The sequence below is a fragment of the Peribacillus sp. NPDC101481 genome (assembly GCF_044767165.1).
Classification (GTDB): domain Bacteria; phylum Bacillota; class Bacilli; order Bacillales; family DSM-1321; genus Peribacillus.
Window position 1 is genome coordinate 1390929 of sequence record NZ_JBIWNJ010000002.1, and the last position, 22488, is coordinate 1413416.

At 38.2% G+C, this 22488-nt stretch carries 18 protein-coding genes; 14 read left to right on the forward strand and 4 right to left on the reverse strand.

Annotated elements, in window-relative coordinates:
- Positions 1-233: 233 nt before the first annotated feature.
- Both ACIROD_RS16730 and ACIROD_RS16735 read right to left on the reverse strand, forming a co-directional pair.
- Positions 234-380: a hypothetical protein gene (locus ACIROD_RS16730; RefSeq protein ID WP_202190542.1), complete on the reverse strand. Its 147-nt coding sequence runs from the start codon at positions 378-380 to the stop codon at positions 234-236.
- A gap of 57 nt (positions 381-437) precedes the next feature.
- Positions 438-1565, reverse strand: a complete 1128-nt coding sequence (locus ACIROD_RS16735) for a 2-methylaconitate cis-trans isomerase PrpF family protein (RefSeq protein WP_402942239.1) — start codon at positions 1563-1565, stop codon at positions 438-440.
- A 149-nt stretch (positions 1566-1714) separates the two neighbouring features.
- On the opposite strand from ACIROD_RS16735, the gene ACIROD_RS16740 reads away from it, so the two are divergent.
- Both ACIROD_RS16740 and ACIROD_RS16745 read left to right on the forward strand, forming a co-directional pair.
- The gene (locus ACIROD_RS16740) at positions 1715-2578 is read left to right on the forward strand and encodes a LysR family transcriptional regulator (RefSeq protein WP_034313052.1); all 864 of its coding nucleotides are present in this window, start codon (positions 1715-1717) and stop codon (positions 2576-2578) included.
- 250 nt (positions 2579-2828) lie between these two features.
- The gene (locus tag ACIROD_RS16745) at positions 2829-4139 is read left to right on the forward strand and encodes a CitMHS family transporter (RefSeq protein ID WP_101221761.1); all 1311 of its coding nucleotides are present in this window, start codon (positions 2829-2831) and stop codon (positions 4137-4139) included.
- A 92-nt stretch (positions 4140-4231) separates the two neighbouring features.
- Here the strand turns inward: ACIROD_RS16745 and yyaC are convergent, their stop codons facing one another.
- A complete protein-coding gene (gene yyaC, locus ACIROD_RS16750) occupies positions 4232-4765 on the reverse strand; it encodes a spore protease YyaC (protein ID WP_230176480.1) in 534 nt (177 codons plus the stop codon).
- A 611-nt stretch (positions 4766-5376) separates the two neighbouring features.
- Between yyaC and ACIROD_RS16755 the strand changes: the two genes are divergently transcribed.
- From ACIROD_RS16755 to ACIROD_RS16775, 5 genes are all read left to right on the forward strand, one after another.
- Positions 5377-6822, forward strand: a complete 1446-nt coding sequence (locus tag ACIROD_RS16755; RefSeq protein ID WP_260357336.1) for an alkaline phosphatase PhoX — start codon at positions 5377-5379, stop codon at positions 6820-6822.
- A gap of 58 nt (positions 6823-6880) precedes the next feature.
- Positions 6881-7108 carry a twin-arginine translocase TatA/TatE family subunit gene (gene tatA, locus ACIROD_RS16760; RefSeq protein ID WP_101221764.1) on the forward strand — a complete coding sequence of 76 codons (228 nt, stop codon included), beginning with the start codon at positions 6881-6883 and terminating at the stop codon, positions 7106-7108.
- 48 nt (positions 7109-7156) lie between these two features.
- On the forward strand, positions 7157-8170 hold the full coding sequence (locus ACIROD_RS16765; RefSeq protein WP_402942242.1) for a bifunctional metallophosphatase/5'-nucleotidase: 1014 nt from the start codon (positions 7157-7159) through the stop codon (positions 8168-8170).
- A gap of 995 nt (positions 8171-9165) precedes the next feature.
- Positions 9166-9393, forward strand: coding sequence for a hypothetical protein (locus ACIROD_RS16770; protein WP_402942244.1), 228 nt, complete (start codon positions 9166-9168; stop codon positions 9391-9393).
- 107 nt (positions 9394-9500) lie between these two features.
- Positions 9501-9827, forward strand: a complete 327-nt coding sequence (locus tag ACIROD_RS16775; protein WP_402942246.1) for a hypothetical protein — start codon at positions 9501-9503, stop codon at positions 9825-9827.
- A gap of 339 nt (positions 9828-10166) precedes the next feature.
- On the opposite strand, the gene ACIROD_RS16780 is transcribed toward ACIROD_RS16775, so the two are convergent.
- Positions 10167-10925, reverse strand: a complete 759-nt coding sequence (locus ACIROD_RS16780) for a GTP cyclohydrolase II (protein ID WP_402942248.1) — start codon at positions 10923-10925, stop codon at positions 10167-10169.
- Positions 10926-11627: 702 nt separating this feature from the next.
- Here ACIROD_RS16780 and ACIROD_RS16785 point away from each other — a divergent pair.
- From ACIROD_RS16785 to rbsK, 7 genes are all read left to right on the forward strand, one after another.
- Positions 11628-13697 carry a bifunctional aldolase/short-chain dehydrogenase gene (locus tag ACIROD_RS16785; protein WP_402942249.1) on the forward strand — a complete coding sequence of 690 codons (2070 nt, stop codon included), beginning with the start codon at positions 11628-11630 and terminating at the stop codon, positions 13695-13697.
- 182 nt (positions 13698-13879) lie between these two features.
- Positions 13880-15133, forward strand: a complete 1254-nt coding sequence (gene rhaA, locus ACIROD_RS16790) for an L-rhamnose isomerase (RefSeq protein WP_101221769.1) — start codon at positions 13880-13882, stop codon at positions 15131-15133.
- 1014 nt (positions 15134-16147) lie between these two features.
- Positions 16148-17185, forward strand: coding sequence for an autoinducer 2 ABC transporter substrate-binding protein (locus ACIROD_RS16795; protein WP_402942252.1), 1038 nt, complete (start codon positions 16148-16150; stop codon positions 17183-17185).
- The gene (locus ACIROD_RS16800; protein WP_402942254.1) at positions 17175-19046 is read left to right on the forward strand and encodes a cache domain-containing sensor histidine kinase; all 1872 of its coding nucleotides are present in this window, start codon (positions 17175-17177) and stop codon (positions 19044-19046) included. The genes ACIROD_RS16795 and ACIROD_RS16800 overlap by 11 nt, the downstream gene beginning before the upstream one ends.
- Positions 19012-20625, forward strand: a complete 1614-nt coding sequence (locus tag ACIROD_RS16805; RefSeq protein ID WP_402942256.1) for a response regulator — start codon at positions 19012-19014, stop codon at positions 20623-20625. The genes ACIROD_RS16800 and ACIROD_RS16805 overlap by 35 nt, the downstream gene beginning before the upstream one ends.
- A gap of 192 nt (positions 20626-20817) precedes the next feature.
- On the forward strand, positions 20818-21507 hold the full coding sequence (gene rpe / locus ACIROD_RS16810) for a ribulose-phosphate 3-epimerase (protein ID WP_048677821.1): 690 nt from the start codon (positions 20818-20820) through the stop codon (positions 21505-21507).
- On the forward strand, positions 21504-22478 hold the full coding sequence (gene rbsK / locus ACIROD_RS16815) for a ribokinase (RefSeq protein WP_402942258.1): 975 nt from the start codon (positions 21504-21506) through the stop codon (positions 22476-22478). The genes rpe and rbsK overlap by 4 nt, the downstream gene beginning before the upstream one ends.
- Positions 22479-22488 lie beyond the last annotated feature (10 nt).

The window sequence follows — 22488 nt, forward strand, 5'->3', positions numbered from 1 at the left end:
CATGAAAAGGGGAGGGATTTGTGTATTGGTATTTTTCTCTAAACAATAGATAGTAATTAGCTTTTTTTAAATAATATAGTAACCATAAAAATCTGTATCTGTACCCTAATTTGTATAGGTGGTTTAGCTTATCTGGGGAAATTCACTTATATTCTCAATCCTAGTTTATCATTAAATTTGAAGACAGGGTTTAGGTAAAATACATTAGAGTTTGGGCTCTTTTGAAGTCTCACTTATACAAAACAAGGATCATTAAAGTAAACTATTTCGGAAAGAATTTTAGTGCCTTTCATATTTTTGAATATTTCTTTCGCTTCTTTTTCAGTGTCAAATTCAAATATTTTAATATTTTCCTTTAAAAAGATAGTGATGACCCACATTTGCCAAGCCTCCAAGTGATAGAAAATTTTTTGCTGTAATTTGCAGATCAATTCAAATCAAGCTAATTGATAGGAATGCTCGTAATTTTTTTTCGTGTACACGTATCCCTCCAAAATGATTCTTGCTGTGCGTACCACTTTAATAGCACGTATGTGTCCTGCCAAGAAATCAACCTTTGTTTCCATTATCCCCGCAGGATGGGCTAATCGGAAAATTTCGTGTTTAATGTTCACCATCTCAGATAAAACCGTATCCTGTAAGTAAGCCCCTGCTGTTGCACAGATGGCTCCTGTAATGGCAAGCGCTTGATGGGGCTTTTGCATTGACATCATTCGGATCATCAAATCCATCTCTGACGCTTTTCTTTCAGATCCGTTTAGATCGACGTAATCCATAGGAGGAGCAATTATAGTCATTTTAGGTACAGCAGGAGATTTGACAGTAGCTGATTTCTTATCGGAAAATTGACACATTTCAGCTGCAATTGATCGGATTTCTTCCAGTTCATTTAATTTTTCCTGTGAATAATCATTGGGTAATTCGGTTCCGCTTAGACCAATATCCTGTGCCCTTACAAAAACGAGTGGATTGGCAACATCAATAATAGAAACTTGAATTAGCCGATCCTTGGTTTTAATCATGTCAATCGGATTTCCAGTAGGGAAAAGTTTTCCAGTAACTGCTCCTTCTGCACGAGTAAAAGAAAGATAAATAGGTGATCCTTTACCAGGAACCCCAGGTATTGAGCAGCATCCTTCTGATTTCACATGTCCATTTTCAACCTCAACTTCTGCAATAATCAGTTTTTGTGTATTCACGTTAAAAATTTTCACCGTTGTTACAGGTTCTTGTATAGGGACTAATCCTTGCTCAATTGCGTAAGGTCCTACAGCAGATGAAATATTCCCACAATTTCCTTTAAAATCAACCATTTGATTATCGATACTGATTTGCGCAAATGTATATTCCACATCGAATTCCGGTGAATCTGATTTTTTGATGATCGCTGCTTTACTTGTCAATGAATTCGCTCCTCCAAGACCATCGATCTGTCTCCGATCCGGACTGCCCATCACGTCAAGTAAAAAATCTTCCCAGAGTGAGCGATTCGAAGGCATATGTTCAAAGTTAAGGAACACACCTTTACTTGTCCCGCCGCGCATTACAACTACAGGTACTTTCATTGTATAACCACCTTTTCTCAAATCAATATTTATAGCACTACCGGTTCCTTTGAAAATATAGTATGATATGTTTATTCATAAGTAAAATACATATTTTTTTAATAAAAATGATAAAAAATCTTATAATCCAAAAATCGGGGGATGGTTAAGTGGACGAAAAAGATTGGATTGCGATAAGGGTACTATATGAAGAAAAAAACATTAGCCGTGCCGCAGAGCGTTTATATATATCGCAGCCGGCGCTTACGTACCGGCTTAAAAATTTAGAAAAAGAATTTAGCACAAACCTATTTTTCAAAATAAAAGGAGGCATTGAGTTCACTTCAGAAGGGATACATTTAGCGGGCTATGCGGAAGAAATGGTGAAAAAGTTGCAAAAAACGAAGGATTATATGCTGAATATGAAAAATGAAGTTAGAGGAACGTTAAGGCTTGGCGTTTCCAGCAACTTTGCCCAATATAAACTACCAGAAATATTGAAAAAGTTTTCAACACAATATCCTCATGTACAATTTAATGTGAATACAGGCTGGAGTACTGAAATCATGCATCTTCTGGATTCCTCTAGTGTTCAATTAGGCATACTGCGTGGAAATTATGAATGGTATGGAATCAAATCGTTACTGCATAAAGAAAGACTTTGTTTAATTTCTAAGAAAGAGGTAGACTTGGATAATTTGCCAGAACTTCCATTCATAAATTATAAGACCGACAGTTCTTTAAAAAACTTAATAAATGGCTGGTGGCATGATAGATTCCCAGAGCCACCATTTGTAACAATGGAAACGGATCGGCAGGAGACGTGCAAAGAGATGGTCAAAAATGATCTTGGTGTTTCTATTCTGCCGGAAATATGCCTGCAGCCTTCAGATAATTTGCATACATACGGGTTATCCTACAAAAATGGGAAGCCGGTGTTAAGAAATACTTGGTTAATGTATAATCAGGATTCATTAAAACTCTCTACTGTGAAAAACTTTATTGATTTCTTGAATAAAAATTCCAATCTTTAACGAAAAAGCACGATGAAATTATTGACAATTTCATTGTGCTTTTTGGATTTCTTAACTTATTATAAAATGGATTATAAGTTTTTTTTCGGAAAAGTACAAAAAATATGTATTTCACTTATTTAATGATATGAACTATTCTAAAAATAGAAAACAAAGCAACAGGGAAGCAGAAAATAATATGTAATATTTTTTAATTATTCAAGACTCTTTATCCAATTTGTAAGCGGTTTCTTTAATAGGAGGGATTAATATTCTAACTTTACTTGGAATTTCAATGGTCGTTGTCTTTACTTATTTAATCATGTCAAAACGGTTATCACCTGTTAATTCTCTTGTAGTCATTCCAATTATCTTTGCATTAATTGGCGGTTTTGGTCCAGAGCTCGGAGATATGATGCTCGATGGAATAAAGGTTGTCGCACCTTCAGCCGCATTGCTATTGTTCGCTATTTTGTTTTTCGGAGTTCTGATTGACGCTGGATTATTTGATCCACTTATTAAAACTATGTTGAAAATCGTAAAAGGGGATCCGGTTAAAATAGCGATAGGAACAGCGGTAATCGCAATGACCGTTGCCTTGGATGGTGATGGTACCACGACTCATATGATTACGATTTCCGCCATGCTGCCTCTTTACTTACGACTTGGTATGAATCCACTTATTCTTGCCACTATTTCTATGCTGGCTGTCAGTATTATGAGTGGTATGACTCCTTGGGGAGGACCTGCAACTAGAGCAATAGCATCATTAGGTCTGGATGCAAATGAATTCTTTGTCCCGATTATTCCAACACTATTCTCAGGAATAGCAGCTATTCTTTTTACCGCTTATGTACTTGGTAAAAAAGAGCGCAAAAGGCTTGGCGTTGTTTATATCAAATCTGCACCTGAAATGAAAGGGGCTCTTGCTGAAGCAGCTGTAGCTTCCGCCATACAAGACGATTTAAAGCGCCCTAAATTAATATGGGTCAATCTTTTGTTGACGCTCACAGTCATGGTCGTACTTGTAATGGGCTTAGTACCTGTACCGGTGTTGTTTCTAATCGGGTTTGTTCTTGCTTCAATCATTAATTACCCTAATTTAGAACAGCAAAAAGAGCGAATCGGGTCACATGCAGGAAACGCTATCACCGTTGTTACATTAGTATTTGCGGCTGGTATTTTCACAGGGATCTTTTCCGGAACGAAAATGGTAGACGCCATAGCAAATTCATTAGTGGCCATCATTCCGGATTCTTTAGGCTCTTTTTTACCGATGGTCGTTGCGTTCACAAGTATGCCATTTACGTTCGTTTTATCAAATGATGCTTACTACTTTGGTGTTTTACCAATTCTTGCCGAAGCAGGAGAAGCTTATGGTGTGAGTCCTTTAGAAATTGCCAGAGCTTCCGTACTGGGGCAGCCTGTACATTTCTTAAGTCCACTCGTGGCCTCGACTCTTTTACTGGTAGGGATGGTAAAGACAGATATCGGGGAACTACAGCGGTATGCATTTAAATGGGCTCTAATTTGTTCATTAGTCCTTATTATTACTGCTATCTTGACAGGGGCTATTATTTAAGTATAACGTTATCAATTAAATTCTCGAACTTAAAAAATTAGGGCTGTGCCAAAACCAATTATTATTAGTGGTTTTTGGGACAGCCCATTCTTTTAATAAGGTCTAGAAGTCTCGCCGGTCGCTTGAGTAATGATTTTTACGATTTTATTCGCCAAATTCATAACCGTGTAAAGACGAGTATCATTTAAAAATTGCATCGTTGGCAGCGGATCTATATAATTTACCATTCCTATAATGTGATAGTCTCCCACTTCAGGTAATACTTTTTTTAAAGCTTTCCCTGGGACAAGAGGTCCATCCTTCAAGAAAACATAACCGACCTGGTTTTGATCCCCTAAACAAGCATCCACACTAAAAATAAGAGGCCTTTTGAATTGTTTTTTAATTTCTTTCAACGTCTCTTTTAAATTAAATGCATGAACGGGATTTTCCAAGGTACCGTAAACACGATAAGGCACCGTGTGTTCTTTTAGCATCGTCCCGACTAAAGGGCCCAATGAATCCCCAACCGATCGATCTGAACCAATGCACAGAAAGATTACATCTTCATTTTGACATCCTGAAGATTGAATAATCTCTTTGACTTTTAATGCTAAACTGTTTATTTCTTCGCCTTTTGGTTCCACAGAACAAATCTGCTCCCTCCTTTTGTAAATTAGACTCACTTTGATTCCCATTTATTCTATTATACGAATTAAAAAGTTATCATGCATGTAAATATGAGCATATGCTTGAGACTGATGGATATTTTTAAATTATTAGTATTTAACATTTTGAAAAATGGCAGTAATTCAAAACATGCGAGTAAGTGGGAGTAGGTTTACAACTAGAATATTTCTAGATCAATTATATAGCATGTCTTTAACCGATACCCCTTTCAAAAATTTTATTGGATTTGGGTAGAATTAATCGGTTAACTAGTTTGTCATAGTGTATCTCTTATATTTACAAACTATTAATAAGCTTTAATATTCTGCATCATTCTTTTTATGACAAAATCCTTAGTTTTTTCTCCATTTTTGACTAATTCCACCAATTTCCATCCGTTACATGTTATAAATGTCGTTATAACCTCCTTTGTTTTCGAATAAACCATGACTTTTGGTTTATCTTTCATGTGAAGGAATAAAATCACATGGGTTTAACAGAGCATTTAAAATGGTCTGTTAATTTTAAGGGTAGAGTTTGCTATAAGGAATATAGCATCCCTAAAAAAGATTTTTTGGAGGTAATGTTGATGAAATCTAGCAATAGCGGTTTAAACAGACGTAATTTCTTAAAAGTTGGCGGAATGAGTACATTAGCATTAACACTTGGTTCAACAGGGGTATTTTCTCTTGCGGGAGCTACAAAAGGATTTGCTGCGGAATCCAGCAATCCAACAAGTGGATTTGGTGGCTATGGCCCACTAGTAAAAGATCCAAATGGAGTTCTTGATCTGCCAAGGGGATTTCATTACAAAATGCTTTCACGAACTGGTGATATCATGCCTAATGGTGACCTTGTCCCTTCTGCCCACGATGGAATGGCTGCCTATAAAGGAGAGAAGGGTACAACCATTCTTGTAAGAAACCATGAAAATGGGACAAATTCGGATTACCCTGTAAACGGAAAAAAACCTTGGAGTGCTGGTGCTGCCGGCGGCACAACCACATTAATCGTTGGACAAAATAACAAGGTCATTGATCAGTATGTATCAAGTTCAGGTACAATCCGTAACTGTGCTGGTGGTGCTACGACTTGGGGCACTTGGTTAACAATGGAAGAAACTCGTGATATGGGACATGGCTTTGTATTTGAAGTAAATCCGCTTGATCCTGAAAACGAAATGTCAAGAACACCGATCCGTGATATGGGTTATTTCTCCCATGAAGCTGGGCATGTTGACCCTTCAACAGGAATTTGGTATTTAACCGAAGACGCAAGTCCAAGCTTCTTGTACCGTTTTACCCCACATGACCGAAGTCAAAAGCTAGGTTCTCTGCAAAAGGGCGGTCTCCTTGAAGCGGCAGCAATCGAGGAATTGCCGGCTGCAGCAGCAAGTCAATTTAGTACTAGACAAAAATTCGGGATTGTTTGGAAAAAATTAAATCCTGAAATCGCACAGCAAGATGCTAAGGATAAAGGCTGTATTCAGTTTAGCCGCTTAGAAGGGGCTTATTTTTCTGAAGGTACTTTATGGTTTGATGATACAAGTGCAGGTTCAGCACGCCTTGGCCGTGTTTATCGCTACACTCCAGCGACAAACACCTTAGAACTATTCTATGAGTCTACTGATAAAAATGATTTAGAAGCACCGGATAACATTACAATCACCCCTTGGGGAGATCTTTGGATCGCCGAAGATGGTGGCGGTAATGATCGTATTGTCGGATTAACTCCTGAAGGAAATATTTATACTTTCGCTGAAAATATGATGAACGGTTCTGAATTTGCTGGCCCTACATTTTCTCCAGATGGAAATACTTTCTTTGTAAATATGCAAACACCAGGTATCACCTTCGCGATTTGGGGACCATTTGCACGCAGAAATTCTACCCGTAGACGAGCCATGAACCAGGCTCAACCGCCAGCAAGTCTTGCTCCTGTTGTTTCGGATAAACTTACTGCATTCGCAGAAGAACAAGGTATGTCTATATTAGAAGCAGCAGCTTTAGAGCGTCATGGTATGCCAATTTTATAAGTAATGAACGCATTTTTTTGAGTACTATCAAACCATCATGGTATAGGAGGTGAGACGTTTGTTATCTAGTATCGGAATCCCCGGCCTAATTCTCATTCTAGTCATTGCGTTAATCATTTTTGGTCCTTCGAAATTACCGGAAATCGGAAGTGCTTTTGGAAACACTTTAAAAGAATTTAAAAAAGCAACAAATGACTTGATCAGCCATGACAAAGAAGAAAAAACTAACTCTGAAGAGAAAAATAAACTAGTAGGTCTTGAGAAATCCGAAAAGACCGGAAACTAAATAACTTGTTTTACAACTTAATAGAGTAATTTGCTTGGAGGAAATAGTATGAAAAAAATGGGAAAGATATTTTTGACGGGCTGCTTTTCGCTGGCGATGGCTGCCGTTTTTGTCGCAAAGCCCGTTACGGCAGATGCGGAGGAAAAGCTCAAGGAGGGAGAGAAGTTTAAACTCACCATTCTCCAGACGAATGACTTTCATGGTCATCTGGATGACATCGTCTCGCTGGATGATGGAACCCTTCATCACAATTCTATTGCGAAGTATGCCACCATCATTGAAAATGTGCGCAATGAAGAGGAGAATGTGCTTCTCGTCGATGGCGGGGATGTCTTCCTGCGCGGCGAGTTTCAGGCAGGTCAAGGAGAGTTGGAGACGTCCCTTTTGAAAGCTTTGGACTATGATGCGATGGCTCTAGGAAACAACGACTTCCGCGTTTACCCTGTCGGGGAGGGCACACCGGACAGCCGTTATGAACAGTTAAAAGATTACCACCGCAACGTGAATTTCCCCATCCTTACTGGTAATGTAATTGACAGGGAAACAGGAAAGTACATTCAGAATGTGAAACCTTGGAAGATTTTTGCTTTCAATGGCGTTAAAGTCGGCATGATCGGCCTTACATCGATGAAGCCGGAAATTCGCGGTTGGGATGATGTTGCAGACCTCGATTTCATCGAACCGGTTCAAGCCTTGAATGCGTTGCTTCCTGAAGTGAGTGAAAAGTCAGACGTTAACATTGTCCTTTCGCATGCCGGAAATCCTGAAGACCATAAGCTGGCTCAGGTTTCCGGAGTTTCAGCGGTAATCGGGGCAGATACACACAAGGTCATCGAAACTCCCGAATACGAATTCAACGGAGAGGTGATGGTGCCAATTACTCAAGCTGGCGGAGAACAAGAACATTACTTGGGCCGCCTGAATTTGACTTTTGAAGTCGTTGACGCCAAAATGACTTTGGTCGAATCCAATGGATTCCTCTACGACGTCACAAATGTTCCGGCAGATCCGGAGATACAAGCGATTATAGACGATTATCGTGCAGATTTGAAAGCGCAATAATCAAATCTTCATAATGCTATGAGGTAAGGACAAAGCGAGGTTATTCGCTTTGTCCTTTCTATATTAATGATAAAGTAAAGACTGCAAGGGCCTGTCCCAGAAAGTCGGTGAAAACTAACTGACTTGCGGCCTTTTTATTTTTGCTCATTTCCCGCCATTTCAACTGACAGAGTTGAGCTAGTGTAGAGTTTGTCTGTTTAGTTTAGCTTTAATACCACTAATTAATGTGCAAAAAAAAAGTTAGGGAACAAAGCATATGTTATGTCATTGAGATTGCGAAGATTTTCACTTGAATTACCATTAAATGCCTTTTTTTGTTTGCTGAAAATCGTTTGAAAGAGTACTAATGAGTTTTTCATTATATAGCTATAAATTGATTTTAAACAATTCACGATATCCATAAACAACCAGTTATTTTTTTACCGCTAATGGTCATTATAAATAAAGAAGAAGGGGCTTTACTGATTACGTATGATTCACATCATATAGTAAATGAGGTGTTAGTTAAAGACGTTTAACTTAACTACAGGTAGCTTCATTAAAAAATCGATTCGAGCAAGGAGATGGTTCTCTTGCACGTAAAAGCAGAAAACTCATTCAATAATTGTCATTTATGCTTTGAAAGTTGATGAAACTTTTAAGATATAGGGGATGGTTGTTTTGGATGGTAAACTCTAGTCAGATACCAGTTCTTACTCAAATGTAGATGAGGTGTTTATCGCAGAGAATTTATGCTGATTCGAAATGAAGCAAACCCCTTTTTCAGGCAGGGTGCAACGTTCCGTTGCATCCTGTTTTTATGTATTTTCTTGTTATCCTAGCGTGAGCCATTTTATTTATATCCCTTATACTCGTATGTGTTTTCATTTTACGGTAACCTGTGATGTTATACATAAAAGAACTTAATAAGGAAAAGCATACGTGTAACAAGATGATAAAAAAATAATACAATATTATTGAAAAGACATAAATCAAACAAGAAGGATGGGATCCTGATGGTTGATGTTAATATACAAAAAAACAAACGGGAACAATGGAAAAAGCAAGTTATGAATAACCTGAAGAGGGAAGCGGTTAAAAATATCATAGCAGGAATGGGAGACCTAGCAAGATTAGATGCTAAAGTCAATAATACTTACACTGTATACATCAAGGATGGAAGGATGATAAAGCAACCTACAAATGGCAAGTGTGTTGTCATTAATGGAAAAATCCAAGATTAACTGAGAAGGGTTAGGAAAAACATTAAGGGTCCTTTTTGTAATTCAACTCCGGCTGCTTTTCTATTGAATTCACTGCGATTTGCCAGGACTGCCACAATTGTTTTAGGGTGATTCCCATTTCACTTGCGATTTTCGCTCTAGATATACTAAGTACGGTCTGCTTTGCCAAGGCATTAAGAACCACTCTAGCCGTCATTATTGTTTTGATGATTTATTTCCCACGTTATAGCAGTGGCCGAGGTGCAGTATTGGGAATGCTCTTTGCAGTAGTGACGACAACTGTCTGGTATCGATCGGTAATCACGGTTACACCCTTAATAGTTATGCTGATTAACCATATCATCGGGAAGAATGATTGTGTTTTGCAAAACGATACGAGCAGCAAAAGCAATAAGGAAGGGAAGGTCATCAACCTTGTAGCTTTGGGGACATAGGGTATATAACAACGATAATATGATATAGAAAGAGGGGGGATATCCCCTCTTTTTTTTTATCAAAAAATCTGCGATTGTATTGAATGACATTGTGAGAAACTCAGTATTGAATATGTTTTTTGGAATAAATTCCTTTTTCAACAACTAGTTTGGTCGAATCGATATCTTTTTTACCTTTTTATCAAATAATCTTTTAATAACACATTTGATTTCCATGACAAATGATTTTTTAAAGCATATCTACAGGATAATACATTCATGGATTCTAGAGGTCCCACGATTATTCCTAAAATTCAAACCTATTCAGGGGTATAAACAATTTCATATAAAACAAATAAGTCATTCTTTTTTACTATCTTTTAAATGACCGGAACGAACCACTTTAGTTTTTAAATATTTTTCATTAAACTCGGAAATATCACCCCATAACTGAACTCTGCCTGCAACATTGGCACCTGAGTTTTGAAGGGCTTCTAATTTTTTCGGATTGTTGGTGATAAGAGTCACTGGATTAGAGCGCAGTTTTTTTAACACCCGAATGGCGTCATCATAGTTACGTGCATCATCCACAAATCCAAGCTCCAAATTCGCTTCAACCGTATCCAATCCTTTTTCTTGCAGAACATAAGCCATGGCTTTACTAAATAATCCGATGCCTCTTCCTTCGTGATTCGCTAAATAAAATAAAGCTCCGGATCCTTGAGCTGCAATCATTTTCATAGCCTGCTTTAATTGAAAGCCACAATCACAGCGTTTGCTGCCAAATATATCCCCAGTATGACAAATACTATGCATCCGAATAAGGGCTTCAGCTGAATGTTGGAAATCTCCATACAGTAACACACTTGATTGCTGCATTTCCGCTAAGTTGGAAGAGGCTAAAGTTTCAATGATCTTTTCTATATTATAAGTGCCGTCACCACAAAAATGACCCGCCATATTCTCACATCTTAACCAGCAATACCACTGGAATATAATTGTTTCGCCCTCTAAGTTAACGGGTAATTTGATTGGGCCGACTAAATAAATGGATGTTTCATCACTTTTAATAACGTTGATTTTATCTTCTAATATCAAAGCCACTTTTTCATTAATCATATAAACTTCCTCCCGAAACTTCTAATACTACGATAACGTTTACTAGTTCATTTCATATTGTACCCAATCCACTCTTTTGTGAATCTTTGATTTTAAATAGAAAAAAAAGCTCCAAATGTACTAAAACGAAAGACAATAGCAAAAGGTTAACCCCATCTTTGGCGTGAAAGCCCAAGACCATTTCTTATTTGAACAGTAACTCATATAACCTCAATAAAGCCACAGCACCAATTTTTCAAATGGAATTCGATTAAAAACACTGTATCTCTTAATTTCAGTAAAAAGGATTGAGAAGCATTATTGCATCAATGGTATTTGGATTAGAAAGAAGTTTGTCTAGCTGCCTGTTTACCCGTGAAAATTATGGCTTTCCGTAGGAAATGTCCTGCGAAGTCTTTGGGAAGTTTTGCATCTTTCTTTTTCTAAGATGGAAGGGACATGGTGTTTACATTCCTGGTCATTTGTTGTATTTACGTTTATTTTACAGACTTCATCTAAGGAAAATGGTGATTTTTTAGATGATATTTACCTTGCAGAATGATTTGGATTGTTGAAAATGCGGATACATCCATTGTCTTTCACGCTCAACGATTTTCCTTGTTTTCGTAAAATTGGAAACAATTAAAAAAACTTCTTCAAATGAAAACAAAAGTGTTATACAATAAAACAAACACAAATAAAGATAAACGGGGGTAAAACAAAATGGTTAATAATATATGGAATGATAAAGAAGCGTCAAAAGTGACATCTGGAGTAGAAGAACTGGTATATCGGTCTAATTTAATCGGTACAGATCAAGCCGTCTGCAACTGGGGAGGCGGCAATACATCCATGAAAACAATGGAAAAGGATTTTCGTGGCCGGGAAATTGAAGTCATGTGGGTTAAAGGAAGCGGTTCCGACCTTGCAACAATGAAAGCGGGCAATTTCACAGGTTTGAATCTAGCGGATATTCACCCTTTAATCGAGCGTGATGACATGCCTGATGCAGATATGGTTGAATATTTGTCACACTGCATGATCGACAGTAAGCATCCACGTATGTCGATTGAAACTTTACTTCATGCCTTCCTTCCCTTTAAACATGTTGACCACACACATCCAGATGCAATTATTAGTCTTTGTTGTGCAGACAATGGAAAAGAAGTCGCCAATGAAATTTTCGGTGATCGTTTTGTCTGGGTACCATATGAGCGCCCTGGCTTCACTTTGTCTAAAATGATCGCAAAAGGTGTGAAAAATAACCCGCAAGCCGAGCTTGTATTAATGGAAAAACACGGATTGGTTACGTGGGGTGAAACATCGAAAGAAGCCTATGAAAAAACCATTTCGATCATAACGGAAGCAGAAGAGTTTATTAAAAGCCGCCAGCATGAAGAAGATGCATTTGGTGGACAGGCATTTGACTCTTTACCTGAAGCAGAGCGCAAAAAGGTACTTGCTTCGATTATGCCGGTTATCCGCGGTGCTGTGGGCGAGGAGAAAAAAATGCTTTTAACTTTTGAAGATGCAGATGATGTTTTGCAATTTTTGAATAGCAAAAATGCGGCAGCCTTATCACAAGTCGGTGCCGCTTGCCCGGATCACCTTGTACATACAAAAATGAAGCCGCTTTTCATTAACTGGGATCCTCAAAATGAACGGACTGAATCCTTGGTGGAAAAAGTTAAAACGGGTATTCAACAATATAAGGAAGAATATAAGCAATACTTCGAGCGCAATAAAAACGAAGGAGATGTGATGTTTGAGGCTGCACCACGAGTTATTTTGATTCCAGGTGTCGGAATGGTCAACACAGGCAGAAACGTAGCCATGGCAAACGTGAGCGGAGCACTTTACCATCGAGCGATTGCGGTTATGAAAGGGGCAACAGCACTTGGCGAGTTCGTATCTCTCAGTGAAAATGAGTCATATAACGTTGAATACTGGCCACTTGAGCTTTATAAATTGTCTCTTTCGCCGGCAGAAGCGGAGTTCTCACGCAAAGTAGCCTTCATTACAGGCGGTGCGGGCGGTATTGGCAGCGCAACAGCACGGCGTTTAGTTTCTGAAGGTGCCCATGTAGTTCTAGCTGATTTAAATATTGAAGGAGCTGAAAAAGTTGCGGATGAAATCAATAAAGAATACGGGGAAATACGTGCTGCAGCTTTTAAAATGGATGTTACCAGTGAAGAGCAGGTACAGGATGCCTTTGAGAAATCAGCTCTTACATTTGGGGGAATTGATATTATCGTCAACAATGCCGGCCTTGCCACATCCAGCCCGTTTGATGAAACAACCTTAAAAGAATGGAACCTAAACATGAATGTACTGGGGACAGGCTATTTCCTTGTAGCACGTGAAGCTTTTAAGCAAATGAAACAACAGGGAACAGGAGGAAATATGGTATTTGTGGGATCGAAAAACTCTGTTTACGCTGGAAAAAATGCTTCTGCTTACAGTTCAGTCAAAGCACTTGAAACACATCTAGCACGATGCATTGCAGTGGAAGGCGGTGATTTCGGAATCCGTGTTAATTCTGTTTTGCCAGACGCCGTATTACAAGGATCTTCCATTTGGGGATCGGGTTGGCGTCAAGAGCGTGCCGCTGCATACGGAATAGAACCAGACCAGCTTGAAGATCATTACAAAAAACGTACGACATTGCTAGTAAACATATTCCCGGAAGACATTGCTGAGTCCATAGCGTTTTTCGCTTCATCAAAAGCAGACAAAACAACGGGTTGCATGGTCACTGTAGACGGCGGTGTACCTGGAGCTTTTAATCGCTGATAGGTTTTGCCTGTTTTCTTGGATTTTGTTGCTTTAAGTGGAGGGTTTGTCATAGGTGGAATCAATCTATCGAAAAATAATAGATTAAGTATGCACTGCAAATTATGGTAAGTGAAGAATATGTGAAAAGGTAGTAGGAATCATGGAGTAATCAATTCAATCCGTTAAAAGGATGGGACGATATGACAATTAAAGAACAGTACGAAACAGCGAAACAAGCGTATGCGAATTGGGGAATTGATGTTGATGCGGCACTCGAAACACTGAAAAAGGTGCCCATTTCGATTCATTGCTGGCAGGGTGATGATATTGGTGGATTTGAAGTGAACAAAAGTGAATTATCTGGCGGTATTGATATAACGGGAAATTATCCAGGGAAAGCCACTACGCCGGAAGAGCTACGCATGGATCTTGAAAAAGCGCTATCTCTCATTCCGGGGAAACATCGGGTCAATTTGCATGCCATTTATGCGGAAACAAATGGAGAAGCAGTCGAACGCGATCAGCTTGAGCCAAAGCACTTCGAAAACTGGTTGAATTGGGCTAAAGAAAACGGTCTTGGTTTGGATTTTAACCCGACACTATTTTCCCATGAAAAAGCAGCAGACGGCTTGACACTTTCTCATCCAAATGAAGAAATTCGTGAATTCTGGATTGATCATTGCATCGCCAGCCGAAAAATCGGAGAGTACTTTGGCCGTGAACTAGGCAATCCCTGCTTAACAAATATATGGATTCCAGACGGCTACAAAGATATTCCAAGCGACCGTTTGACACCGAGAAAGAGATTAAAAGAATCCCTTGATCGAATTTTTACAGCAGAAGTGGATGAAACATGTAATTGGGATGCTGTGGAAAGTAAAGTATTCGGTATTGGCTCCGAATCATATGTCGTAGGATCGCATGAATTCTACCTTGGCTACGCATTGAAAAATAACAAGATTTGCTTAGTGGATACAGGTCATTATCATCCGACTGAAACTGTATCGAACAAAATTTCTTCGATGCTATTATACAGTGATAAACTAGCACTTCATGTTTCGCGCCCGGTTCGATGGGACAGTGACCACGTCGTAATTTTAGACGATGAGCTTCGTGAAATTGCGCTTGAAATTGTTCGCAATGATGCATTAAACCAGGTGATCATTGGTCTTGATTTCTTTGATGCCAGCATCAACCGTGTTGCTGCCTGGACGATTGGTACGCGTAATATGATTAAGGCCCTCTTATATGCCTTACTTGTACCGAACGATCATTTGAAAGAACTGCAAGAAAAAGGCGATTTTACTGAGCGACTGGCATTAATGGAGGAATTTAAAACCTATCCATTTGGTGCAATTTGGGATTATTATTGTGAAAAAATGAATGTGCCGGTAAAGGAAAGATGGCTGACGCAAGTGAAAGAATATGAACGTGATGTTTTAGCAAAGCGTTAAAATAACAGGTTGTCCTGAATCCGCAAACCGATGTGTGACTAATTCCGCTGAATTAATATGGGGTCTATCGATTCGTCCCGAGTGAATGGTCTGGAATTACCGAAATATAACGAAGAAGTGGAGAAAAAGTAAAAAAGTTTTTGTTTAAATTAGAAAATTAATATAGTTAAAAAGGAAAACTTATTAGAAAGGTAATTCCTTTATAAAATATACCTATAACGATCTATGACACAGGTCTTTCTATGGGTATATTTTTTTTGATTGCACGTTAATAAATAGACATGAAAGCTAGTCAATTTGTGTTAAATCCGGAATGAGAGTCTCGTGCAACAAATTGATTTAACCAGTTGAAAATTAGACTGAGGATTGAGGAGGAATCGTTGAAGTAACTTTTTCTAAAAGGGGAGGATTTGGATTGAAGGTATCAATCTACAGTTTAAGATAATAAAAGCACTATGAAAAAAGGATATAGAAAATGTAATGGCGTAGACTGCTTTGTAATTTTCCAATACAAATGAAACACTATGAGCAAGTGAAACTATATAAAAATATTATTTGAATTTTAAAAATGTTTGTGAAATTTAAATTGACAAACCTTTCAAAAACAGTAAAAATCAATAATAAAAAGAAAAAAATGATGGGGTTCAAATGTACAATAGAGATATTTTTAATACATATAGAAGAGAATGAGAAAGTCGCTCACTCTTGTTGCTAAAATACGATTTTTCCAGTTTCCATCTCGCTTTTTGTGTAAGTTAGTGGTTGAACATAACAGAGAAGGACATGGCTGGACAATATATTATAGGGAAACCTGAAAGTATATAAAGGTTTCCTATTTTAGTAAAGAAATTAAGGTTATACTCCCGGTAAAATCCATCATTTGTGAAACCGTTTTCTTAGAAAGAAGCAGCGGTGAATGTAACCGGATGAGAAAAGCACTTCTTAAGTCATTCCTTATTACAATATCCATGATACGTGCTAATGTTTAGAATTTAAGAAAGAAGGTAGCTAATCATGTTAAGGATGCCCATCTTTTTTATTTTGTTTTTATTTATACTAAGCGGCTGTGATCATTCTGCAGAATACGAGATTATTTACAATGATGAAGAAAGTATCGACGTCAATACAAAACCTGTCGAGAATAAAAAAGATTCGTATACGATAGCTGTTATACCTAAAATTGACGGAATACCTTATTTTAAAGCGGTAGAGGAGGGGGCGTTGGAGGCGGGAAAAGACTTAGGTGTTAAGGTCATATATACAGGCCCACCTACCCCCAGCTCTGAAAAGCAGGAAGAGATTATAACAAAAGTAATTGAAAAAAAAGTGGACGTAATTGCGGTATCTGCAAATGATCCATATAAATTAGGCAGGGTGCTGAAAAAAGCAAAGCGTAAAGGAATCAAGGTGATCACCTGGGATTCTGATACTAATGCATCATACAGAAGCTTTTTTGTGAACATGATAGATCCTGAGATAATTGGCAGGCATGTAATGGATACTCTCGCTATTGAAATGGAAGAAAAAGGGGAGTTTGCGATTATGACGGGATCTCCTACCGCTGCCAATCTTAATACATGGATTGATTGGATTCAAATTCAACAAAAAGAATATTATCCAACTATGAAACTAGTTGAAGTGGAATATACAAACGAAGATATTCATAAAGCGTATAAGGTAACACAAAATTTATTTAAAAAATACCCGGACCTAAAAGGAATTATTGGTATTTCAACGGTTAATCCTCCTGCTGCGGCTCAGGCTGTGAAAGATGCAGGGAAAATCGGCAAGGTTGCCGTAGTCGGTACATCGACTCCTAATTTAATGAATGAGTATTTACAGGAAGGGGCTGCCCAGACCATTACGTTATGGAGTCCACAAAAATTAGGTTACTTGACTGTTAGCCTAGCAAAAAACTTATTGAATGATGAATTTCCGTATGAAGGACAGAACATTAAGAACATAGGTAGGATTAAATTCAACGGTGACATGGTCATTATGGGAGAGCCCATCGATTTTACAAAGGGAAATGTGAACCAGTATGATTTTTAAAGGAAAAAAGCCTATCCAGATAAAAAACCTGCGTTTAACGACAAAACTAGTTACAACCTATACATTATTAACGGTTCTACCTATGGCCTTCCTTGGGTTCATTGCATACTGGCAATACACAAAATCAATAGAAGAAGAAGTAGGCGAATATATTCCCCGTCTTGTTAAACAGGTTAATGGCAACATTGAAAATGACATTCAAAAACTAGAGACCTTACCTGATTTAATTTATAATTCCGGTGATGTTATGGCTATTTTAAGAGACAGCCAATCAAAAAAAAAATCGGTTTTGCTACACGATGAATATATCATGAAGAGTTATTTGACAAGAACCTATTTAAATAACAATTCATCTCATATTTTGGGGGCGTTTCTTGTTTCCAAGAATCGTACATTTGCAAGTACAAATCTGCATTATGACAGTTTTGGTTTTGAAGATGGTTCCTGGCCATATGCAGATGACCTAGGATTGCTAGGCGAGATGCAGTTGCTCCTTCCTAATCAGACTAATTTAACGTTTGAAGGGGATCCCTCCTATTTTATGCTGGTCAAAACAATTACTGATTTCGATAATAGAAAAAATTTAGGAACGCTCTATATAGCAATCGATGTAGCCTTTTTTGAGCAATCACTTCAGGATTTGCAAAAGGAAGAGAATGTTACGATGTGGATCATGAATAAGCAGGGGAAGATAATTTATCATAAGGATCATTCAAAAATTGGTACAGTGGAAAAAGGGATACATGATTACCCATTACTGAATGGTAGTTTTCGTACAGAAATCGATGGAAAACGGAATTTAATCAGTATAAGTGAATCAAATGAGTTGCCATGGGTACTCGTTCATAGCATGCCTATCAAAAACATGACAGAAAAAACGGATGTTATCCGAAATGTGACAATTTTCGTTTTTATCCTTTTTACACTCATTACTACATTGATCTCTATCTTTTTTGCCTGGACCGTTACACGTCCACTAAACGAATTAGGAGATATAATGAAGCGGGTGGAAAAAGGTGATTTATTAGTAGATATACCTATACATTCCGAGGATGAAGTCGGGATGCTCGCGAACAGTTTTCGGTCAATGCTTGCAGAGATAAGAGAGCTGATTCATAAAAACTACCACATTGAACTGCGAAAAAAAACAGCTGAATTATACGCCCTTCAATCTCAAATAAATCCTCACTTTATGTATAATACGCTGGAAACCATAGGCATGGCTGTGGAAGAAGGAGAGAGCGATGAAGTCGTGAAGATGGTGACTCTGCTTGGTAGAATGATGCGCTTTTCAATCAGTAATAAAGAAAGCTTGGTTCCTATAAACAGTGAGGTTCAGCACATTGAAGATTATTTAAGCATCCAACAATTCCGTTTTGAAGATCGTTTGCATTTTATGATAGAAAAAGGAGCAGATGTAGTTAATTATTATATACCCAAGTTTGTTTTACAGCCAATCGTTGAAAATTCCATTAAATATGGATTGGAAAAAAGAAAGGAAATAGACATTCAAATACATATTTCTGAAGAGGAAACTCAGACAGGTGAGGAATATCTTTTGCTGATAGTCAGTGATAACGGACCAGGGATGACAGAAAGCAAATTAATTGAATTAAATGAAAAGTTATGTTTGGATCCAATGATGAAACGGGACTCTGGCTTTGGGATTATCAATGTAAATGCAAGAATTGGCATGATGTTCGGGGAACAATATAATCTTCAAATTAATAGCGAATACGGAAAGGGAACGAGTGTGATTATTAGACTTCCCAAAATAAATGCCCAACAAGTAAGCATGTATGTTCAAGGAGAGGAGAAGAACAGAGATGATACAAAGGGTCAGGACGGTCATTGTAGATGATGAACCAAGGATAAGAAGAGGCATAGAAAGACTAGTACAATCTTGTGGGGAAGAGTGGCATGTTGTAGGTGTTTACTCCGATGGTCAAGAGGCATACGATGCAATTATCAATCAAGTAGAAGAAGTTGATGTATTAATAACAGATGTACAAATGCCTGTCATGGACGGGTTAACGTTAATTCAACATTTGAAAAAAACTAAACCAAGGCTATTTCCATTCATTATAAGCGGGTATGATGATTTTCTCTATGTACAGACTGCCCTAAGGGAAGGAGCTGTCGATTATATATTGAAACCGATTGATCGAGAAAAGTTTAAACTGCAGTTGAAGACTGTGCAGGAAAAAGTAATTGAGGCACGAAAGGAAAGGGAAAAGATAGGAGAAATAGAAGAAAGAGCCATGATATTAACCCATGAAAAGCAGATTCAATTGCTGATGGAAATTACGTGGAAAGATGCAATGGACTTATCATTACTTGAATGGACGCGGCAATTTCCAGAAGGAACCTATTCCCTGATCCATATTGGAATCGATCATACATCTGCCAAAACCCAAAGTTTTTCACCAGAAGATTGGGGTGGATGGAATGATGTAATAAAAAAGCTTATAACAGACTTACTAGATGATCATTCAACGCATTGGATGTGGAAAGATAGTCTACATGCCAGTTGGTTATTGATAAAGGATACTACCCCTACAGCTTTGGAGCAATTGTGTATAACATTAAAAACAAGTGTCCAACGGCAAACCCCTTTTACGGTTTCCATTGCCCTTGGGAATGAATTTAATGACCTTACCCTTTTAGTAAATATTAAAGATGAATTACGATCTACCTTGCAATATCGAATGATACAAGGAGGCAATAAAATTTTCAGAACTGAAATGCTTAAACATGTATCATATAATAAAGTGATTGAAGTGCCGCCATCCATCTATAAATGGGCAGAAGAGACAGTGGAGGCGATGGAGCATGGTGAAGAAGCTGCCATTCGTTCTCTCAGGCAATTTTTTAACGAACTGAAAGATGTCACTTCCCCTTTCGTAATACAAGAATCGGTTCGCTATTTGTCTATTAGAATTATTAATAAATGGATTAAAAGTGATGGTTTTAAAGACCTTCCGCTTTTACTTGAAGAAGCATTTAGCATTGCCGAGGATTCTTCTCATTTTAATCATTTAAAAAAGGAGACGGAGCGCTGGGTCATGAATATGTTAAAAAAGCAAGCAGCATTTCAAAATGACCAAACAGATCCCATACGCCAGGCAAAGGAATGGATTCTAAAACATATAGGCGATAACATCACAATAAAAAAAATCGCCAATCATGTCCATTTAAATTCAACCTATTTTTGTGAGTATTTTAAAAATCAGACAGGTGAAACCGTGCTTGACTATGTAACCAATGAACGGTTAAAAGTGGCGAAGGAATTATTAAGTCATACAGATTTAAAGATTTACGATATCGCTTCAAAAGTAGGCTATCAAGATACCAAATATTTTAGTCGGCTGTTTAAGCAATGGACAGGACAACTTCCGTCTCAATATCGAGATACTCATGAGTTTTTTGTGAAAAAGTAGAAGCTTCCATTCCGGAGCTTTTTTTTTATGTCTACATTGAAAATGTCCCGAAGAAAATCCCCCCTACCCGAATTTTATCACCTACCAGCTTATGCCAATTCCCTTTATAGTGAAAGTATCAGAAAAGAAAGCGCTTCCTTTATGAGGAAAACGCTTTCTTGATAAAAGACGAAATGGAACGGGAGTGTTTATATGACCTTAATTGGACCCTCACTTATGTGTGCAGATATGGGGAATTTACAAGAATCAGTAATGAGATTAGACCGTGCAGGTGTTGATTTCTTTCATCTAGATATAATGGATGGATCGTTTGTTCCTAATTTTACAATGGGCCCGGATCTAATTAAACGCATTAGGCAATTCTCGGATAAACCATTTGATGTTCACTTAATGGTTGAAAGACCGGAAGACCATTTAGATCTTTTCATTCAGTCGGGGGCAGATATGATTTCCATTCATGCAGAGGCAACTGCCCATTTACAGAGATCACTACAAAAGCTGAAGAATGATGGGATTAAGGCAGGGGTAGCCTTAAATCCATCAACCCCCATCACAGAGCTTGAACATGTATTGGATGTAGTCGATTATGTAACGGTGATGACGGTGAATCCTGGTTTTGCCGGGCAGTCCTTTGTACCGCTTATGTATAAGAAAATAAAAAAGATAAAAGAATTAATTCAATCGGAAGGCTATCAAATTGATATTCAGGTAGATGGAAACATTGGGTTCGAAACCATTCCGGGTGTATTGAAAAATGGAGCCGACATGTTGGTTTGCGGGACGTCCTGTTTATTTAAAAACGATGTATTACTGGAAGATGCCGTTGGCCAACTCCGGGCATTCTTAGAGCAAATGAAAATGAAAAACGAGGGTTGTGCATGAAAGGGGTTGTAGTGGTAGGGAGTATTAATATGGATATTGTCGCAGTCACTAATCAATATCCAGCGCATGGGGAAACGATTTTCGGAGAAAATATGAAACTATTAAGTGGTGGAAAAGGCGCAAATCAAGCAACGACGTGCGCTAAACTTGGAAAACCAGTAAAACTGATCGGTGCGGTTGGCGACGACGCATTCGGGCATGAAATAGAACGTTCTCTTCTTCAAAATAACGTGAACATATCCTCCTTGAAACATGTTGCAGAACATCCAACTGGATGCGCAGTCATTACAGTAGATGCTACAGCAGAAAACACCATGCTTGTCATTAAAGGGGCCAATGAACATTTGACAAGAAGTGATATTGACATTTGTTTTTCTACCATCAGTGATGACTATGCTGTTTTACTTGTACAGATGGAAATTCCTAATGAGGCTGTTCTACAAGCCATGAAAAGGGCTAAAGAAAAAAATATGTTTATTATCCTGGACCCTGCTCCGGCAGAAGGGGTAACGACTGAAGCACTGACGTATGCCAATTTGATTACGCCGAATTGGCAGGAAACAAAAGTGTTGACTGGGATCGACGTCAACTCGAAGGAAAGTGCATGCAAAGCGGGTGTTTTCTTTGAGAATCATTTTGGCGTGGAGAATAGCATTATTAAGTTGGGCCATAAAGGAGCATTGGTTTATCAAAACGGTGAAACAAACTTTATCGAGCCCATTGCTGTAAAAGCTGTTGACACAGTGGGGGCAGGAGACTCGTTCGCAGGCGCCCTTGCTTGTGCCATTGCAGATGGGGAGACGATCGAATCAGCAGCCGAGTTTGCTTCAATTGTAGCGGCGATGAAGGTAACGAAAATGGGGGCCCAAGATGGTGTGCCGAGGCTAGCAGAAGTGGAACATTTTTGTGAAACCAATAACATTAATTATTATGGTAAAAAACAAAAGTTGAATCAATTTATGACTGATTAAGGTTGGAAAG

Excerpts from the sequence above, each read along its gene's own strand:
- ACIROD_RS16795 (WP_402942252.1), top strand. The coding sequence starts at position 16,148 with ATGTTAAGGATGCCCATCTTTTTTATTTTGTTTTTATTTATACTAAGC.
- ACIROD_RS16800 (WP_402942254.1), top strand. The coding sequence starts at position 17,175 with ATGATTTTTAAAGGAAAAAAGCCTATCCAGATAAAAAACCTGCGTTTA.
- rpe (WP_048677821.1), top strand. The coding sequence starts at position 20,818 with ATGACCTTAATTGGACCCTCACTTATGTGTGCAGATATGGGGAATTTA.
- rbsK (WP_402942258.1), top strand. The coding sequence starts at position 21,504 with ATGAAAGGGGTTGTAGTGGTAGGGAGTATTAATATGGATATTGTCGCA.
- ACIROD_RS16805 (WP_402942256.1), top strand. The coding sequence starts at position 19,012 with ATGATACAAAGGGTCAGGACGGTCATTGTAGATGATGAACCAAGGATA.
- ACIROD_RS16770 (WP_402942244.1), top strand. The coding sequence starts at position 9,166 with ATGGTTGATGTTAATATACAAAAAAACAAACGGGAACAATGGAAAAAG.
- rhaA (WP_101221769.1), top strand. The coding sequence starts at position 13,880 with ATGACAATTAAAGAACAGTACGAAACAGCGAAACAAGCGTATGCGAAT.
- ACIROD_RS16755 (WP_260357336.1), top strand. The coding sequence starts at position 5,377 with ATGAAATCTAGCAATAGCGGTTTAAACAGACGTAATTTCTTAAAAGTT.
- ACIROD_RS16765 (WP_402942242.1), top strand. The coding sequence starts at position 7,157 with ATGAAAAAAATGGGAAAGATATTTTTGACGGGCTGCTTTTCGCTGGCG.
- ACIROD_RS16780 (WP_402942248.1), bottom strand. The coding sequence starts at position 10,925 with ATGATTAATGAAAAAGTGGCTTTGATATTAGAAGATAAAATCAACGTT.
- ACIROD_RS16735 (WP_402942239.1), bottom strand. The coding sequence starts at position 1,565 with ATGAAAGTACCTGTAGTTGTAATGCGCGGCGGGACAAGTAAAGGTGTG.
- ACIROD_RS16785 (WP_402942249.1), top strand. The coding sequence starts at position 11,628 with ATGGTTAATAATATATGGAATGATAAAGAAGCGTCAAAAGTGACATCT.
- ACIROD_RS16730 (WP_202190542.1), bottom strand. The coding sequence starts at position 380 with ATGTGGGTCATCACTATCTTTTTAAAGGAAAATATTAAAATATTTGAA.